Origin of the sequence: Vibrio agarilyticus (assembly GCF_012641465.1) — a bacterium.
Lineage (GTDB): Bacteria > Pseudomonadota > Gammaproteobacteria > Enterobacterales > Vibrionaceae > Vibrio > Vibrio agarilyticus.
Genome location: NZ_JABAIK010000012.1, coordinates 30,826 through 48,961, shown reverse-complemented (window position 1 = coordinate 48,961; position 18,136 = coordinate 30,826). Strand labels below are relative to the sequence as shown.

The window sequence follows — 18,136 nt, the reverse complement described above, 5'->3', positions numbered from 1 at the left end:
CCCACCTCACATCGCAGCAATTTGAGCAGAAAATTGATCGGTCTCTATCTGCGCGATCATTCTATTGGCTTCGACATCATCGTAATGTTGAGTCAAAATATGGCGCGCTTCGTTCGACTTACCTAGCTTAACCATGGCAATCACCAAATTTGCCCGCCCTTTTTGATCATCCGGATTTATTTTATAATTGGCCAGTAATAGCTGATAACTCTTGCGATATTGGTGCTGCATTAAATAGACAACCGCTAAATTATTTTTAACCACATCATCACTATAAAAATACTTTCTCGCGCTAATAAAATAGCGCTCTGCTTGGGTCAATTCGCCAGTCGCGGCGGCAATAACGCCCGCTACGTTATACGCTTCACCATTTCGATCATTTAATGCTAATGCATTATCAATGTTTAACTTAGCTTCAATTAATTGATCTAAATAAAAATGCGCTTTAGCTTGTAGCAGCGCCATCTCATAGCGAGCCTGCGTCCAATCGCGTGATTCGTGCTTTTCAACCGTCGTGGGTGCATCATCACTCTCACTTAATTGCGCTAAAGTAAAAATGACCGATTCCGCATCCCCTTGCTCTAAATACGCTCGCGCCAACTTGATTCTGAGCAGAGGATCTTCATTTTCGGTAAGCGCCTGCTGGTAGAATTCGATCAATTTTTGCTGATTGTTTGATTGAGTGAATATTTTTTCTTGATTCACCGATGAGCGCTCATCAAAGCTCATTGTCTGTGTGCTTTGGCAACCTGCTAGCAGTAGCAACGCTAAAATTAGACATTTATACATGGCTCATAAACCTCGATGCGGCTGGCGCCAAAATAATAACGACGATTGGCATCATGATAAATAGAATCAGTGGTAGCGACATTTTGGCCGCCAATTTACCAATACGCTCTTCCGATGCCAGCATATTAATATCGCGAATATCCGCGGCCAGCGTGGTTAGCACAGAATAAATTGAGGAGCCGTATTGCAGGCTCTGTTTGAGCGTCATAACAAAGCTACGAATTTCTGAGGTTGGGACTTTGTTATACAGTTCATCAAGCGCGCGTTCGAGGCCAACGATATTGGCTCTGTCATCCACTTTTGCTAGCAATTTTGCTAGGTCTTTATCAAAAGCTCGCAGTTCTAGTGACAGATATTTTAAGGTTGCTTCCAGCGTCATGCCGGTTTGCACACAAATTGCCATAAGATCGAGGAGATATGGCAACTGACTGGAAATCTTGTATTGGCGTTTGGTTTTTCGCCCGGCTAAAAACGAATCCGGCGCGATAATGCAAAATAAGAACCAGGCTACCATCGCTATAATTGAGTGATTGGTTGTTAGATCCATACGTTGGACCACTAAGTAGATAGCGAATAGGCCAATCAACATAACGCCATACTTAATGTGCATATAATACTTAGCGACAAACTCGTTTTGTAGACCGGCCTCTTCGAGCTTTAATTTAACGTCATCCTCTTTCGTCGCAAATGAGGCTAATAACTGGTTAAAGACGATTTCAATCGGCTTCTCTTCATTTTGCTGCGGTTCATCGTCAAAAATTTCTCGAATACGATTACGCTCTCCTCCGCCAAAGTTTTGCCAAACTAGATAGCCGAGCACCACGATTCCAACAAAAACAGCGAGCAAAGCACCAAAAACGGCCCATACATTCAACGTCATTTTTGTGCTCCTCGCATCAGCATCCAAACAATAAACAGGCCTAGACTCTCACTACCAATCAGGTAATAGAGCACTGGACGGCCCGCTTCTTCATAGACCAAATAGTTAAAGTTGTCAGGACTGATAAATTGCAGCATAAATAGAACGGAAAACGGAATCGCAGCCACAATCTTAGCCGACGTGCGTGCCTCTGCCGTGAGAGCGTATTTCTTTTTTTCAATCGCTCGCGAGTCAAACATGAGTCGGTTAAGCCGAGCAATCACCTCTTTTAACTGACCGCCTCGCTGCATATTGGCTCGCAAAGTGATCACAAAAAAATAGAACGCCGGGTACGGAAAACGCTCGCAAGATTTACTGAACACCTTGTCCGGTGATTCGCCTAACTGCAATCGCTCGCCCATTCGCTTAAATTCTGCGCCAACATCGCCTTGCAATGTTTTGCCAACGTAAACAATTGCGTGCATTAAGCTTTCACCAGAGCTCACTGCGCTAGCAAGCATATTTAACGCATCAGGAAAAGCACGTTCAAACCCTTCACGTTGCTTTTTCTGCAGCCAAAAGAAACCAAACACCCATCCTAATGCGGTGACAATTAGCATCACCTTTAACGGATTCACCTGAATATATTTCGCATTGAGCAGAAAACCTGCGCACATGAGTGATGCGCTAAAGAGTGCAATTTTTATCTGCGCTCCTTTACCGAGCTGATGTTCAACATTACGTAAAGTCGCCATAATTTTGTCGAGCCAAGATTTTTCCGCGAGCACCTTAAGGTCAACCGCTTGCTGCGCTTCATCAATCGAGCTAATCAATAACGCTTGCTCTGCTTCTTCAAGATAATTGTGCTGCGTCGCCTTCTTTCTTGGCCATAACGCCACTAATGCTGTCAAACCGCCAATAATCAGTGCCAGCCAGTAGATCATCGCTATCCTCCAATATTGAATGCTTGAGCTAATTGCTCTTCTAAACCAAAAAATTTGGCTTTTTGCGTCAACACTGAGCGCTGCATAAGACCTGCTGTCACAAAATTACCCAGCACCTTACCGTTATCAGTGCCACTTCGCGGCTGAAAACGAAAAATCTCTTCCAACACCACATTAGAGCCTTCAATGCCGACCACCTCGGTGATGCTCATCACTTTACGGCTGCCATCGTGAAGGCGACTTATTTGCACCACGAGATCAACCGCACTGACTATGGTGCGTCGTATCGCTTCAAGTGGCAGGTTGTTAGTTGCCATCATCACCATGGATTCCACCCGCGCAAGCGCGTCACGAGGTGTATTGGCGTGAAGAGTTGACATAGAACCGTCATGGCCGGTGTTCATTGCTTGCAGCATTTCAAACGCTTCGGCGCCACGACACTCGCCGACGATGATGCGATCAGGCCGCATCCGTAGTGAGTTAATCACCAGATCGCGCTGATTAATTGCACCAGAGCCTTCAATACCTGCGGTTCGAGTTTCCAAACGCACCACGTGAGGCTGCAACAATCGCAGCTCTGCCGCATCTTCAATGGTGATCACGCGTTCACTTTCACCGATAAATTGCGACAGTGCATTGAGCATGGTGGTCTTACCCGAGCCCGTACCGCCAGATATCAAAATGTTGAGTCGGCAGCGAGCGGCAATCATTAAAATCTTGGCCATTTCCGGGCTCATGGCACCGAAATCAACGAGCTGCCCCAGATGAATACTCTGCTTTTTAAACTTACGAATGGAGATTGAAGTGCCATCAATTGCGATAGGCGGAATGACAATATTGACACGGCTACCATCAGGTAAGCGCGCATCACAGGTCGGCGAGGACTCATCCACTCGGCGCCCGACTCGGTTGGCAATCCGCTTAGCGATTTGCAATAACTGGCCTTCATCAATGAACGATACATTGGCTTTTTCAACCAGTCCGCCGCGTTCAACATACACCTGATTTGCGCCGTTTATCATGATGTCAGAGACCGACTCATCTTCCATTAAAGCTTGCAGCGGCCCCAACCCATGAAGCTCATCCACCAAGCTTTTCACGTATTCTTGGCGAACAACGGCCGCGACAGACAGCCCTAGCCGGTCGACCAACATATTGACCGCATTATTAAGCTGCTGACCCAGAGCCTCTTTTGAAAGGGTATTCACAGCTTCAGCGTCGATAGCATCAAAAATATGCTGGCGAATCTGAATATACCCTGCTTTTGTCAAATCCATTATTTCGCTCGTTTAACCCATTTGTGGAAAAATGAGCTCTTGGGTTGTTTATCAACTTGTCCTAATAACAGCGCGGTTAATTTATGCAGCGATTGACTCATTGCTGACTTTTGCGAGTAAATGTGTTTTGACTCCAAAATGGCTTTACTTAGTTTGGGCTCATTAGGAAAAATTACATCCGGCTCTCGGCCCAAATAGGACTTAATATCGGCTAGGGTGACCGACGCGGCACTTTCAGTGATGGTATAGTTAAGTACAAATAAGCAGCGAGCAGTTGAATTAGACAATTCAAGGTTTTTAAGCACGCGCTTTGCTTCGCGAACGCTAGAAACTGTGGGCTCAATTAATAACACTAACGTATCGTATTGCTCAGCAATGTGTTTCAAATCCTGCTTGCTGTTTGAACCTCGAGAAAGATCTTCCAAAATGAAGTTATATTGACCTTCCAGTTGCATCGTGAGCATACGCAGATAATCTTTTAGCTCTAGCTCATTTAAATCATTTGATTCTAGCGCCATCACAAAGAGCATCTCATCGAGTTTTTTACTTAAACTGGCGGCAAATGTTGCATCAATATTGGCTGCGATTGAGGCACGCGAAACACTCTTTTTCTCGAACTTTTTCAACCCAAAGAAAATATCCAGATTGCCGCCACGAAAATCGTGATCCACCACCAATGTCGCGCTCTTTTGAGTTTTGGCTAAATCCAAGGCTAACTCAGCGGTTAATAAACTTGCGCCGACGCCCCCTTTCGTGCCCCATACGCCAATTTTTTTTGCGGTGCGATCTTTACCAAGCCCAGAATTACGTTGGCGATTGCTGTTTACGTTGCGAACAAAATCAATCAGCTCTTGTTTGGTGATCGGCCAAAATACGTAATAAAAGCCCATCGACTTTAGATTTCGAATGGTCGAGATCGCATCTTCACTGCCGATCACGATCACCGAGGCGTTATTTGGCAAAAGTGGGCTGATGCGTTCCATATCTCGCGTCACGTCATGACTCAGATTTAATTCAATAATAACGATTTCGACAATGGCATCACGGACATGTTTGCGAATATTGTCATCACTATTATTCAGCATGGTTGGAACATTAATGCCTTCAAACCGAAAGGCTTCATCGACCAAATCGGTACATTGGCTGGTTTGGTGGAAAAGCACCGAGGTAATGGTTTCACGACGAACGGGAGTTTCCAGCGCTTTACTTTGCAGCTTATCGACTAAATCAAACATCTTTTCTCACCTATTCCATCGCAGTCTTATCAACCATCAATTGAGGATTGATCATGGATTGCCAACGCGCGTTATCGGCATAGCAACCGACTTTTTTCACACTAAATTGCTCCGCTTTCGCTGGGCGACAATGCTCAGTCACCACTTCAGCATAATTAACCTTCACCATCAGGGATTTTGCAGGTTGTGCGGGATCTATAAGCTTAATCACTTCAATGCCACGTGCGGTTAATGTGCCCGCGAGCGATTGCGCGACAGCGTTGCTTAACGATGCAGAGTTCGCTGAAATGGTGACCCCGTGTGTTGCCACCAAATCGATATTGTCCTCAATGCGCGCTAAAAGTTGCTCTTTCATTAATTGCGCATTTTGTGTTGTCAGCTGCACCGACCAAACGTGCTCAATTGGCACTAAGTGAATCGCAGTTCCCTGTGATTGCGGCTGCACAAAATAGCGGCTACCACAACCTGACAAGGTCAAGAGACACAGAGTGAACGCGCCTAGCGTTAGAATGCTTCGACGCAACTGACCGTGATTGGCGGTACGCTGAAACCCATTTAGATGGAATAAAGAACAATCAAATCGCGTCATAGTTTAAAACCTCCCGCAGCGTAAATAGGCTGAGCTGAGTTCTGCTTCGAGCCATCACTTTGCGCACTGTCGATATTGAACCAACGTTGCAAACTGGTGGTTTTTTCCATTGTGGGAAGTTGAATAATTTGCGCTTCAATAGGCTGAACTAAATTGACGGTTGCCACTATAATAAGCTCAGTTTTAGAACGCTCAGTACCGGTAGAACGAAACGCCGCGCCTAACAAAGGCACATCGCCAATGAACGGAATTTTACTGATCGACTCTCTGTCTTCGGTGCTTAATAGACCGCCAAGAACAAAGCTTTTTCCATCTGCCAATTGCACTGTAGTGCGTGCGCGGCGCGTTTTGAGGGCAGGAAGGTTATAACGCTCATTGGTATATTGAGCATCCAGCGCGCTAACCTCTGGCATCAATGATAATTTGATGTTGTCATCTTTGAGCACTTTGGCCATCAGCTCAAGGCGAATACCAAACTCTTTGTATTCGACATTGGTGGCATTATCAATCACGGTAACTACGGGAATTTCACCACCGACGAGAAAGCTGGCACTTTCTCCAGACATCACCGAGAGATTGGGCTGCGCCAAAATTTGCCCTACGGAATCATTACCGATCGCAGTAATGACAGAAACAATGTCAGAGGCGCTAAATGAGGTTAACCTATCAACAAACACCCCGGCAGCTTGGCCTTCCGAGCCATATTCAATACCAAAATCTTCTAAAAACGCGTGCGAGACTTCAGCAATCGACAACTTAACATTGACCTGCTTTGCCGTAACCACCTCAATATTATTGACAACCCCTTTGAAATTAAGCCGTTTCATAAACTCAACTTCTTGCCCTTCGTCATCGTCACTCTGCCATTCAAAGGTAAGCGCCTCATACTCTTTGGCTAACAATTCGCCGACCAGTTTGTTGATGCCATCTTTTGTCGCCTCATCTGCGACCGTGCCGGAAAGCACCACGTTATCGCCAATGTGGGCAAGATTAACATCAGCATTGGGGTAAAGGACTGTCAGCTGTTCAGCAATACCATTGAGCGAGGTGTTGACTCGAACTTGACGCGTTGCAAGGGTTTGACCATTACTGCCAAATACCGCCAGTGCCGTTTGTCCGAGCTGCTTGGCAAACAGCGCCACTTTACGCTTATCAATCACCTGAAAATCCGCCACCTCTGGGTTGGCGATAAACACAGATTCAATGTCTGAGCCGACGGTAATGATCTCCATATCCCCTTGGGATAAATAGAGTGGGCCTTTCGCCGCACTACTGGGTGAGATAACAAGCGCAGAGAGCAAAAATAAGATGCACGCATTCGCGCGATAAAAACCAGGGAGTAAATCCAAAATACGTCTCATAACGGCCTCAATTGATGGTGATTTCGCCAGCGCGAAATTCAACGATAGATTTAAAGTTTGAAAGCACGTCACCAGCATCGGCATGGAGATCCGTTTGTTGATATTGGCCAATCGATTTATGCACTTCGAGCTCAGAAATACGCTTTGCCACAGTTAATGTGGCCACTTGTTTGCGCGTCAGCTCCAAGATAAGGTTGACTTCCGTGGTGGGGTTGCCGCCTCTCACACCATCAATCACATTTTTATTTACTTGCAGCACGGAAACGCCAGTTAATACCGGAGTCACGAACATATCCCGTTTTGCGCTGGCTTGAGTTTCGCTCACATCAAGGGAATATTCGGCAGGTAGTGAAAGAGATAGTACGTCGACTAATGAGCCATGGGTGATAAGCCCGCCGACAATCGACTCGGGTTGCACTCGAATCGCGTAAGGCACGCGATTATCTGCCACTACCAAATCAACATAGCCATCATCAGAGGGGTTAATTCTCAGCTCGGAAAACGCAATATCGCCAGCTTGCGCCGCTTCGCGATACACCGCTCCCGGCTCAAATTGAAATTCCATATTCTCTGCCACGCCATATTGATTAGCCTCGCTTTCGAACAAACGAACTAATTTCACGTGGCTGCGTGATACCTTTTGCCCGACGCTGACCGGCTGGCTGTATTGCCAAATTTGAATTTGAGGCTCTTTCGGTGTCGCCACTGTTTCCGGAGATTTTGAAAGCGTAGTTAAATTGAGCGCAAGGCCATAAAGGCCAAAAATTATCGCCCCTCCGGCGATAAAGAGTAGCAGGACTTTTTTCATTATATTCCCTATGGACTGACGAATTCCTTTTGGGGCCATACATTTTTTTGCTATGGCATTCATTGGCTACTAAATGGCAGCCTATTTTATTTATACCCAAACAACTTGAAGATGCAGGTAGGCGACCAACGAACAAAGCCTCTGAGCACTTCGTGAACATAGATAACGATGTGATGAGGTATGTGAGCGCCTGTCCTTTAATTTTTTGCAGAAAATCGCTGCAACTTCAAGTAGGACGGGTATATAAATTAATTTGAAGCCAGCACCCCGATTACGCCTCCAATTACAATCGGAATCGCATAGGGAATACCGGGCTGTTTGGTTAAGTGATATTTATTAAGTAGCCAATAGATCACAGACAGCACACCACCACAAAGACCAATGATCACCAAGATTGTTGGCATTAACGCAGGATCTATTGCAATCGAATACGCAGCGAATAATTTTGTATCACCACCGCCCAACACCCCAAAATAAGATAAAAATAAGCCAAAAAAAACAATCACTAATGGCGCTAACCAATATACATTCATAATATCTTTCTTAAATGAAAAACATATAATGAATAGAAGTACGACAGCGCCATTACTAATTTTTCTTTCAATTATATCTGTGAACAATAAATAAATTGTAATAATGGCTATACAAGATAGCCATCCATAGTAAATTAACATTATCTTGTTAACTGATTCCAGGAGTAGATAGCGATGTAGCTATAGTTGTAAATACCCCTTTAAGTGACGTTACAAAGCTACCATCGCCTGCGAAGATCACTCCTAAAAGAGCTGCCATTGCAGCAGCAATCAAACCATATTCAACTGCAGTAACACCATTCTGATCCTGCTTATAGTTTTCAAGTGCTACCTGAGTTTTTACAAATAATTTTGTTAGCATCATTCTTCCCTTAATTTTCAAATGGTCAATATAGAGTTAATGCCCTATACCGCGTCCATTATAAGGATGTTTTATATCTCTTCAAATTTCGGCACGATACTTTATTAATAAAATTAAATAATATAAATATTAAATCAGACAATGAGGCAAACAAAAAAATCGAGCAATAACTCAAAAATCACCAACCAAATTGATATTAATATCATTTATATTGTGCATTTTTTGAATGAGAATAACATAAGCGTCAATATCAGAATCAAACACCAAAACTCATAATATTTCAGCATAAAATTTCAGCACTTATTTTTCATTGAAACAAAAGTGCAACATAACCAAATATAAAGATCAACAAAAGTATATGCATTTCTTTTTGTTAGCATTGCCATAACGATCCGCCCCCTTCCGATTTGAAGTAGTAGCGCTTTTCGTTACAAAGCAAGAGGGGCACACTCTGACAAGCTTGATTAGACCTGATTTCAGATAGCTAATGCTCACTCCCAGTAAGGCGGCGTACCAATATACTCAATCATATAGTCGATAAACGCACGAACCTTAGGTGCCACCAGCCGCGAGCTTGGATACAGCGCCCAAATTGCAGTGGTATTTTCCAGCGGAAAATCACTTAACACCGGAATGAGTGTGCCTTGCTCTAAGTGCTGATAAACACTCCAGAGCGAGTTGAGCCCGATACCGAGCCCTGCCACGCTGGCATCTCGCAGCGCCTCTCCATTGTCGGTTTTCACTCGGCCATGGGGCTTTATGGACACGTTGCCGTCAGGGGTGCGAAAGGTCCAACTGTCAATTTTTCCTAGATTAATACACTGGTAGTGGATCAGATCTTTAGGGTGAGTGGGCAAGCCGTATTGAGCAATATAATCTGGCGCTGCGCACAGAATTCGTGTGTCGCTGGCCAATTTTCTTGCCACTAGGGTTGAATCTTGCAACGAAGCGTTGCGAATAGCGAGATCAAACCCACCCTCGACCATATCAATGATCGAGTCAGAAAAATGAAGATCAACGCTTAAATCAGGATACGCAGCAAGAAACCCTTTCATTGCCGGCATTAAATGCATGCAACCAAACGAAGCCGGCGCGGTAATGCGCAGCGTGCCACTGGGTGAAATCGCCCCCATCCCCACCGAGGCCTTTGCCTGCTCAACGCGATTGAGCAGCTCTTCAGCATGAGGCAAAAAGGCTTTGCCCTCTTCGGTTAACGACACTTTGCGAGTAGTTCGGTGCACTAACCGAACCCCAAGCTCTTGTTCTAATTTGTTTAAATGGCCACTTGCTAGGGCTGGAGATAACCCCAACTCTGCGCCTGCGGCGCTGATATTGAGAGTGTTAGCAAGCCGAACAAATAGCGTGAGGTGGTCAAGATTCATAATATTACAGCTCAGGGTCGCACCCAATAAAAAGGGACGTCATGTTAAAATGTCAGTCCCTTTATACTCAGTGTGCTGGCTCTAAATCCAGCATCTTGAAGTCACTTGGGTATATACGTTAAAACTAAAATAGCACCGAGCTGAAGCCCTAGTTATTCTTTAGCGCGCAATAAACGCCCATAGAGCGAGTCTTTCATTTCTGCTCGTTCAAGCTTCATATGCGTCATCTCTTCGTCACTTACGGGCGAGTCATTCAGCTCAAGTTTGCGAATTTTTCGGTCAAGTTCGTTGTAGTTTTTGTTGTCATTAGCAAAGTCATGATCGGTCGCGATTAACGTTGCGATCACATCTTTCATCTCGGGAAAATCAAGTTCTAATGAATGGACTTCACCTAGCATAGCGGCTCCTTGGTCTTAATACCCGTCATACTGAAATCTCAATTATTCTGGGTATGTCATGGTTTATAGACCAAGCTTAGCAGGCAATTTCACACATGCGATGGAGTCGCGCTATGATTGTGTATCAATCTTCCTCTTGAGACGCACGAGCTTTGCATTCTTAGTGGCTTTGATTAATGTCAAACGCTTGATTAAGCTCATTTTTTAACTTGCCAATCCGCCACTCTTTGTAGCTCAGCGACCCCGCCATTGCAATGGTCACCGCAATGCAAACTTTAAGCTGAACGTCAGTGTAGACATGCCAATTCGTTACTAAAAAATATCCTAGCAAACCTATGACTAACACATGGCTAAACCAGCGGGCCTTATCATTGAAATTAAACTGCTGCTGCGCTGCATCCCAGCCGACATGAACGCGGCCAATTAGAAATCCCAAATTAATTGCGACACCACCAGTTACGGTTTTAAAACGGTACTGTTTTTGAGCTAAATACTGCTCGAGCTTAGTTACATCCATTACTTTTCGCCTTATCTCGATATACCCTTTCCACTTGAAGTTGTTTGGGTATATACCCTTCCTACTTGAAGTTGCAGCGGTGTTGACGGGCACTCACAAACCTCATCACATAGTCTATCTATGCTCAGAGGCTTTGTTCGCTGGTCCCCTACCTGCAACTTCAAGTTGCTTGGGTATAAGTATTATTTTACCTCTCATTAGCGACTAACCCAAACTCATTTCGGCTCTGGTTGCGTTGCACATCGAATACTACCACCTCGCGCCGCAAGCGCATCGGCATTGAGCATCTCAATGGCGCGGCCTGGAAACAACAGAGCCAACTGCTGTTTAGCGTTCTCATCGGCGCTGGGATCGCCATAGCGCGGCATAATAAGCGCGCCATTGCAGAGATAAAAGCCAAGATACCCAGATGCAAAATTACCATTATTAAATCGTGGTCGCACTCGATTGGGCAGAGGAATCGTATCAATCGTTAATTGTCGGCCCTGCGCATCTCTAGCGGTTCGCAACAGCTTAAGGTGACGCTGTAACAATTCATAATGTGGTGAGTTTTTGCTATTAGTCACGCTTACCACAACATGCCCGGGCCCAACAAACCTCGCATAGCGACCAATTCGGCTGCCAAGAAAATAATCTCCCCGCTCTCCAGCCAACCAAATGATTTTTTTAACGCCAAGATAAGGTGCAAGTAATTGCTCCGCTTTTATGCGGTTCATCGCTGGATTGCGTTTTGGAGTGAGCACACTGCTTTCGGTGATCATTGCTGTGCCTGCGCCATCGACATCAATCCCGCATCCATCGACCACTAAGGGCGCATTAATCTCTCTTACATGCGCGAGTTCGGCAATTTCACTGGCGACATTTTTATCATAACGATGCAGTTGTTGTTCCCCCCAACCATTAAAGTTGAGGTTGAGCGCGGCCTGTTGGCTTTGATTCCGCTCGCCAAGCGTTCGCTGAATAAATATCGGCGCAATATCTCGCGTCCAAATATCATCCATTTCCGCGGTCACCAGTTCCACTTTATCCCCAACTAACCCGCGGACATGTCCCAGTTCACGTGAACGAACCAACATAGTGACAGGTTCATAACGCGCAATGGTTAATGCCAACTCAGCCAAATTATTTTGCGCAGCAGGAAGCCAGCGACGCCCCCAGAACTCACCACTGGCACCAAATACCATCCAAGTGCGACGGTGCGGCGCCCCTTCAAAGGGCATTTTCCAACTTTGATTCGGCAAATTAATCAGACGATTTTCTGCCTGCACAGGCGAGACAAACTTTGAGGAAGATAACAGCGTGTAGCCTGAAGAGATTAAGCCTGCCGCAACCAACAATTGACGTCGTGTCCAGCGATGACTCGATTGACTCATTACTTAGCTCCTTTGCTTTATATTTATCTATACCTGTTCTACTTGAAGCTGTAGTGCTCTTTGTACCAAAGTCAGGGACTGGCCCATCACGTTCATCGATGCTCACGACGTGATCAGATGCCGTGTTTTCTGGCTAACGGTGCCTGGCTACCGGTGCAGTGCTAAATTTGCTCGCAGCACTATCGCAGACATGCAGGCAGTAAAGGCGACGGCCGCTGTCACGAAACGAAACTGCTGCGCGTAAAGCCATTTTGCTCGCACTTGTTGCCAATCGGTTGGCAGTGCGTTGTGATCCCAACTGTCGATGACCATGGCAAGGGGATGTGTAAATTGCCGCGTCACATACAACACACCCACAAAATAGATGAGAGCCGCCAACGCCATGAGCCAAAATGACGAACTGTTCCAACAAGAGACATTCACTATCACAGCAATCATCATCACGATTGCCGTACCAAAAAACAGTAAAGAGGATTCCAACTGGCGATGGCGTACGTGGAGCACGCTCTGAACTTGTGCAAACGTCTTACCATCGAGCTGTGCGAGAGCCACGCCGATGTGCTGACTATGGGACCAAAAAAGCCCGACCATCAGGCCGCAAAGCAAAGTGGCAATGCCAATAGAACCATTTTCTAGCCAACTCAGTTTGCGCTGTGTTCCAACACTGTTCACACTTGTTCCCCTAAGCCTCACCCAAGCAGTTTTTTGCCTTACAACTGGAAGATTCAGCGGCATTGAGGAGCGTGTCGCCTACCTGCATCTTGAGGTCACTTGGGTATAACCATTAAGTTTGAGTGTAATGGCTGTGAATAGCGGTGACATAGATTCGTCATCGAAGTCTCATCAATTTGCCATTATGTCTCGTTATCTTGGCAAGATTCGCTGTGTTGGCTAATACTTAAGTTTGGTAAAAATATTAATAGCGCCATCGCCAATTTCCTTGGCCAAGACGTGCTATCTATGAACCATTACAACATCATGGAAGGGGCAAAATGAGCGATAAAACCAAAATTGAACAGCGTTTTACTGCCGAGTTTTACGCTCTTTGGCAAATGGAAGGGTTCGGAGAAGCAGACTTAGACCACAGTGAACCTTGGGGTCAGCCGTGGAGTTGGGATAACCACTTCATTCTTGATGAGCTTAACCCAGAAAAACAAGCACGTGATTGCTTTGATAACTTTTATCATGATATTGCCGCATGCTTTGAAAGAAGGGGAAACATCACCTCTTTATTTGACTAGCCACACGTTATTGCTATCAAAGCAAACAAAACACGCTAGCAATCACACCATTTTTTATTCACAGTTTCTGTGGAAAACTATAAAAAAAACATAAAAATCAATAGCATTAAAACGTCAAATGACTTTTTTCACTTTATTTCAAAGCCGCATCTATCCTTAATGACACAAAGATGCAGACAACCCACAATCCTGCATCTTTAAATCTCTTGGCTAGAGCGTATTTCGGCCACCCTACTCAAAATCTTGCTGATCCTCCGAGCCATTTTCCAACATTGCGGCAAACATTTCGCTAACGTATTGACTCCCTAGAGTGTGCGATGTTTGGCTCACCTGGGCGACAGAGTCCATAAAAAGCTCAACTTGCGCCAACAAGTCATCATTGGGGTCTGACTCTTGAGGGGTGAAAATCTGAGTTGCAGCGTATTCGGACTCAACCGCCTTATCGACACAGGCCACAGCTAAACCGCGTTTAAAATAGTAGCGAATTGCATCGCGGTACTCTTCAATCGCACTGTCATCGAGTGATTTTGCTTGCGCAAGTTGAGCGACCAATTCGTCACAATAGTCGTCCAAAAGTTGACTGGCTAAGTCGAGTATTTGATCCGCGACTAGATAACCCCCAGTGTAGGATTCATCCGGTCCTTCAAGGCACAAAGCGCGAAACGCATCACTTGGCTGAACATCCAATGTGGCTTCTATCGGCTGTTCGCCCCGCTCTTCTAACTCAACAAATTTCTCTATTGCCAAGGTAGCATCGGGTAAAATCTCATCGTTGTTCATCGAGCACTCCTCCACTTCAGCGTTGCGTTTTGAGCAAAGCTATGACTTGTGTAAGAGCAAAGCACACGCTGCTGCGGCCAACCACAGCAGCCTCGAATATTTAACGATTGTCACACTATTTCGTTAGTGTCCCAATTGTTCATTATTATCAAATCTGTCATTGTCTCAAAAATACCAATCAATGAAGATAAATAAGAAATATTTATACCCAAGTAACCTCAAGATGCATGGTTCAGCGAGAATGACTTGGTTTATCAGTGAGGCGAGGATTTGAAGATTGAGTGGTTCTCAATCGAAAATCGTCAACAAAGCTGATGAGCCAAGGCAGCTCGCCCTTTGGGAGCCAATCACTGAACCGCTTTTTGTTGTAACGAAAGTGCGTTAAACAACTTGAAAATAGACTCGCTATTTCGCTGCGTTGCTTGCCTTGCTCTCAGCTCAGTGAGTTGGCTCTGAATCCAGCATCTTGAAGTCACTTGGGTATACTTCTTTCACAAGCCATGAGGTGTTATGAAAATTGCTTTGATCGGTTTAGGCGACATTGCTCAAAAAGCCTATCTCCCCACTATCACCCAACGCTCTGATGTTGAGCTGGTTCTCTGCACTCGCAATCAGACGACGTTAGACTCTCTCGCGAAACGTTTTCGAATTCACGAAACAGTGCAAGATTATCGCGCCCTGCCCTCTTTGAAGGTTGATGCGGTGATGATCCATTCGGCAACGTCGAGTCATTTTGAAATTGCGTCATTTTTTCTAAAACAACGCATCGCCAGTTTTGTCGACAAACCTCTTGCTGACGACGTTAATCAAGTCGAGCAGTTGTATGATCTCGCAGAACAATACGCGACGCCTTTATATGTCGGCTTTAACCGCCGCCATTTACCTATACTGACGCATCATTTGCCTCACCTTCAGCAAGGACCAATGACTGATTTGCGGGTAATTCGCTGGGAAAAGCACCGTTACCAGCTACCCGGTGATATACGAACCTTTATTTTCGATGACTTCATTCATCCGCTCGATAGCGTGAATCTCTGCGCGCAATCGACACTGGATAATGTTCAGATGACCTATCAGATGCAGGGCGCCAAGCTTAGTAGGCTGGAAGTACAATGGCAAAATAGCGGCACACTTTATCAAGCGGTTATGGACCGAGAGTTTGGTCATACTAACGAGCGAGTCCAGATCGCCCTCACCAACCAAAGTTACGAATTTCCAAGCTTTACTCAAGGCCAGCACGCACAGAGACAAACCGTCACTCAACTGCAATTGCCTGACTGGACGCCCATGATCGATTCAAAAGGCTTTGCAGCCATGATTGATGATTGGCTTACCGTGGTGCGTTGCAATCAGCTGGCGCCTGCCATCATCGAACGTAACCTAGCAAGCCATCGTCTTGCGGATGCGATTTACCAAAAAATCGTTGATCAACTTAGTTAGAGAATCGATACCTTTCAGATCATTAGAGTTGCCAGTTCAGTACAAAAAATCGCCACTCCGAAAATTAGGGCGGCGATTGTCTCATTTTCACACCAACTCGATAGTTATATAATAATACAAATGAAATAATGTATAAAACTAACAATAGTGTGAAATTACCATGGAATTAAGAACGATTACGCTCGCTATTTTAGCAACATTGACGTTTGGGTGCGGCGGCGGAAGCAGCTCTTCAAGTCAAACTAACCCACCCACGCCTCCCGTCACCGAGCCAGATGACCCTAGCGATCCTAGCGTCCCAGTAGAAACGGTCGCGCCTTTTTCTCTGGCGCAATACAAAACCATTTTGGAAGGTTCGACGCTACAGGTGTCCGATCCTAATGGCGCAGCGGGCAACAAAGATACCATATACAGCGATGAGTTTGACGGCTATAAAACCGACCATTTTTACGCTGAAAAAACCAGCGAAGAACTGGTTTTCTCAATGTCTGGCTACTCAATGCGCTCTGAAGTACGCGAGCTGACCAATTTTGATGTCAACCAAACAGGAATTAAACGCACCCTCAACGCCAGCGTTAAGTTACCCAATATTGATGTGGCGATGGCAAACTCAGACGCCAGTAAAGATGAAGTCACCTTCTTGCAAATTCACAATAAGGGGACAGAAAGCGATGGCACCGGTGGTATTCCGCATCCTCTATTACGCGTGGTGTGGGAGCAAGAGCGCAATAGCCAATTTGGTCACTATTGGGCAGTGCTGAAAATTAATGCGCTGAATTGCGACCAGTCGAGCTCGTCAGCTTGTGATGGCGGAAACTCTTATGAGCGCATTGATCTTGGCAAGGCTGATATCAACAACTTCACCGATTTCGCGCTCAGCGTATTTGAAAATACCCTGACTATCAGCGTCAACGACCAAGTTATCCATACTCGCGACATTGAATATTGGGAGCACCTGCTGAGCTACTTTAAGGCAGGTGTCTATAACCAATTTGACAATGGCACCGCCAATGTTCATTTCAAAGAGCTTCGCTACAGTGAAACGCCATTCGATGGCACAAATCGTTGGGATATTGATAGCTGGAAAATCACCATTCCGCCAAGTCGCGATGATTGGTATGGCTCAGGCGGCAGTAACGCGGCGGAATTGGAGCCAGCGCGCTGTCAATCCAGCTCAAAAGACGTTTTAAGTAACAACAGCAACATCATTGATGAAACCGTCAACCTATCTTACTTTAATGTCGAGAACGGACGAATGCACTTTCGTACTGATATGAGCTACGGCGTATCAACCGCCAATTCAAGTTACATTCGCTCAGAGCTACGCGAACTTTATCGCAGCAGCGACAATCCAGATTGCAGTACTGGTGATACCGATACCAGCTGGTATATCGATGACGAACGAACTGATGCAACGCAACACAAACTCAGCGCCAATATCAAAATTGAACAATACCCTAACATTAGCAATCAGCTACCCAAAGTCGTCGTCGGGCAAATCCACGGTTTTGAAATCAAACAAGCCTTAGTTAAATTGCTTTGGGAGGGGAATGGCCGCCCCGTGCGCGCCGTGTTAAACGATGACTTTGAGCGTGATAACCAAAGTTGCGATCACTGTGAATCATTCAGTGTGGACTTGGGTACGTATTCTGCTGGTGAAGCGTGGCGTTATACGATTCATGCCGATGAGACAGCATTAACCGTCACTACATCCGATGACAACGGTGAAAACCCCATTACTCGAACCTTGCGTTGGGGGGATAAAATTCGCGATAACAACGGCGATTACGTCACTTTCTCGCAAGATTGGGCTGCGTCTGATGTCGCCTATTACTTCAAAGCAGGAATTTACCCACAATTTACGCCAAAAGAGAGCTACCGTGGCGAAATTTTTGATGTCAGTTTTGGTGAAGTGACTGTCGAACACTATTAAGTGTCTATTGATTACCGTTGTCACAAGCGCACGCTTCAAGCGTGCGTTTTTGTATGATTAAAACAATTAAAATGGTGATGTCACGCTTAAGAGTCTTGTATTTTAGATCAATTCCTTGGTTGTGATGACCACATCAGCTTTATTAATACTCCGCTTTTCATCTTTGGGATGCCTCATCAGGTATCACCTAAGCAAGAAGCCGAATCGACAGCGAACGGAGGCAAAACGCGAACTTTATACATTGAGATAATGTCACCGCTCTCTATACGACATCATCATTGTCGAATCGCAATGTTTATCACATAGTTTAAAATAA

General features: G+C 45.4%; 19 protein-coding genes. 3 read left to right on the top strand and 16 right to left on the bottom strand.

Features of this window, described 5'->3' with window-relative positions:
* Positions 1–6: 6 nt before the first annotated feature.
* The 15 genes from HGP28_RS12880 to HGP28_RS12810 form a co-directional block, all read right to left on the bottom strand.
* Positions 7–789: a tetratricopeptide repeat protein gene (locus HGP28_RS12880; protein WP_168836882.1), complete on the bottom strand. Its 783-nt coding sequence runs from the start codon at positions 787–789 to the stop codon at positions 7–9.
* Positions 782–1,669, bottom strand: coding sequence for a type II secretion system F family protein (locus HGP28_RS12875; protein ID WP_168836881.1), 888 nt, complete (start codon positions 1,667–1,669; stop codon positions 782–784). Before HGP28_RS12875 ends, HGP28_RS12880 begins: the two co-directional genes overlap by 8 nt.
* Entirely contained in the window at positions 1,666–2,592 is a 927-nt protein-coding gene (locus HGP28_RS12870) for a type II secretion system F family protein (RefSeq protein ID WP_168836880.1), read from the bottom strand. Before HGP28_RS12870 ends, HGP28_RS12875 begins: the two co-directional genes overlap by 4 nt.
* 2 nt (positions 2,593–2,594) lie before the next feature.
* Positions 2,595–3,869 carry a TadA family conjugal transfer-associated ATPase gene (locus HGP28_RS12865; RefSeq protein WP_168836879.1) on the bottom strand — a complete coding sequence of 425 codons (1,275 nt, stop codon included), beginning with the start codon at positions 3,867–3,869 and terminating at the stop codon, positions 2,595–2,597.
* A complete protein-coding gene (locus HGP28_RS12860; RefSeq protein ID WP_168836878.1) occupies positions 3,869–5,104 on the bottom strand; it encodes a CpaE/TadZ family protein in 1,236 nt (411 codons plus the stop codon). Before HGP28_RS12860 ends, HGP28_RS12865 begins: the two co-directional genes overlap by 1 nt.
* Positions 5,105–5,114: 10 nt before the next feature.
* On the bottom strand, positions 5,115–5,693 hold the full coding sequence (locus HGP28_RS12855) for a hypothetical protein (RefSeq protein ID WP_168836877.1): 579 nt from the start codon (positions 5,691–5,693) through the stop codon (positions 5,115–5,117).
* The gene (locus HGP28_RS12850) at positions 5,690–7,054 is read right to left on the bottom strand and encodes a type II and III secretion system protein family protein (RefSeq protein ID WP_168836876.1); all 1,365 of its coding nucleotides are present in this window, start codon (positions 7,052–7,054) and stop codon (positions 5,690–5,692) included. Before HGP28_RS12850 ends, HGP28_RS12855 begins: the two co-directional genes overlap by 4 nt.
* Before the next feature lie 7 nt (positions 7,055–7,061).
* Positions 7,062–7,862, bottom strand: coding sequence for a Flp pilus assembly protein CpaB (gene cpaB / locus HGP28_RS12845; protein WP_168836875.1), 801 nt, complete (start codon positions 7,860–7,862; stop codon positions 7,062–7,064).
* Positions 7,863–8,110: 248 nt separating this feature from the next.
* On the bottom strand, positions 8,111–8,536 hold the full coding sequence (locus HGP28_RS12840; RefSeq protein ID WP_168836874.1) for an A24 family peptidase: 426 nt from the start codon (positions 8,534–8,536) through the stop codon (positions 8,111–8,113).
* 7 nt (positions 8,537–8,543) lie between these two features.
* Positions 8,544–8,756 carry a Flp family type IVb pilin gene (locus HGP28_RS12835; RefSeq protein ID WP_168836941.1) on the bottom strand — a complete coding sequence of 71 codons (213 nt, stop codon included), beginning with the start codon at positions 8,754–8,756 and terminating at the stop codon, positions 8,544–8,546.
* 491 nt (positions 8,757–9,247) lie between these two features.
* Positions 9,248–10,138 (bottom strand): LysR family transcriptional regulator, encoded by an 891-nt coding sequence (locus tag HGP28_RS12830; protein WP_168836873.1) that lies wholly within the window; start codon positions 10,136–10,138, stop codon positions 9,248–9,250.
* Positions 10,139–10,290: 152 nt separating this feature from the next.
* Entirely contained in the window at positions 10,291–10,536 is a 246-nt protein-coding gene (locus tag HGP28_RS12825) for an HP1242/YdcH family protein (RefSeq protein WP_168836872.1), read from the bottom strand.
* A gap of 160 nt (positions 10,537–10,696) precedes the next feature.
* Positions 10,697–11,053: a hypothetical protein gene (locus HGP28_RS12820; protein WP_168836871.1), complete on the bottom strand. Its 357-nt coding sequence runs from the start codon at positions 11,051–11,053 to the stop codon at positions 10,697–10,699.
* A gap of 215 nt (positions 11,054–11,268) precedes the next feature.
* Positions 11,269–12,426 (bottom strand): agmatine deiminase family protein, encoded by a 1,158-nt coding sequence (locus HGP28_RS12815; protein ID WP_246225707.1) that lies wholly within the window; start codon positions 12,424–12,426, stop codon positions 11,269–11,271.
* 147 nt (positions 12,427–12,573) lie between these two features.
* A complete protein-coding gene (locus HGP28_RS12810; RefSeq protein ID WP_168836870.1) occupies positions 12,574–13,098 on the bottom strand; it encodes an anthrone oxygenase family protein in 525 nt (174 codons plus the stop codon).
* Between the two features lie 320 nt (positions 13,099–13,418).
* On the opposite strand from HGP28_RS12810, the gene HGP28_RS12805 reads away from it, so the two are divergent.
* A complete protein-coding gene (locus HGP28_RS12805) occupies positions 13,419–13,667 on the top strand; it encodes a hypothetical protein (protein ID WP_168836869.1) in 249 nt (82 codons plus the stop codon).
* 231 nt (positions 13,668–13,898) lie between these two features.
* On the opposite strand, the gene HGP28_RS12800 is transcribed toward HGP28_RS12805, so the two are convergent.
* Entirely contained in the window at positions 13,899–14,447 is a 549-nt protein-coding gene (locus tag HGP28_RS12800; protein WP_168836868.1) for a hypothetical protein, read from the bottom strand.
* A 510-nt stretch (positions 14,448–14,957) separates the two neighbouring features.
* Here HGP28_RS12800 and HGP28_RS12795 point away from each other — a divergent pair.
* Together HGP28_RS12795 and HGP28_RS12790 are read left to right on the top strand one after the other, a co-directional pair.
* Positions 14,958–15,887: a Gfo/Idh/MocA family protein gene (locus tag HGP28_RS12795; RefSeq protein ID WP_168836867.1), complete on the top strand. Its 930-nt coding sequence runs from the start codon at positions 14,958–14,960 to the stop codon at positions 15,885–15,887.
* A 160-nt stretch (positions 15,888–16,047) separates the two neighbouring features.
* On the top strand, positions 16,048–17,820 hold the full coding sequence (locus HGP28_RS12790; protein ID WP_168836866.1) for a polysaccharide lyase family 7 protein: 1,773 nt from the start codon (positions 16,048–16,050) through the stop codon (positions 17,818–17,820).
* The last annotated feature ends 316 nt before the right edge of the window (positions 17,821–18,136 follow it).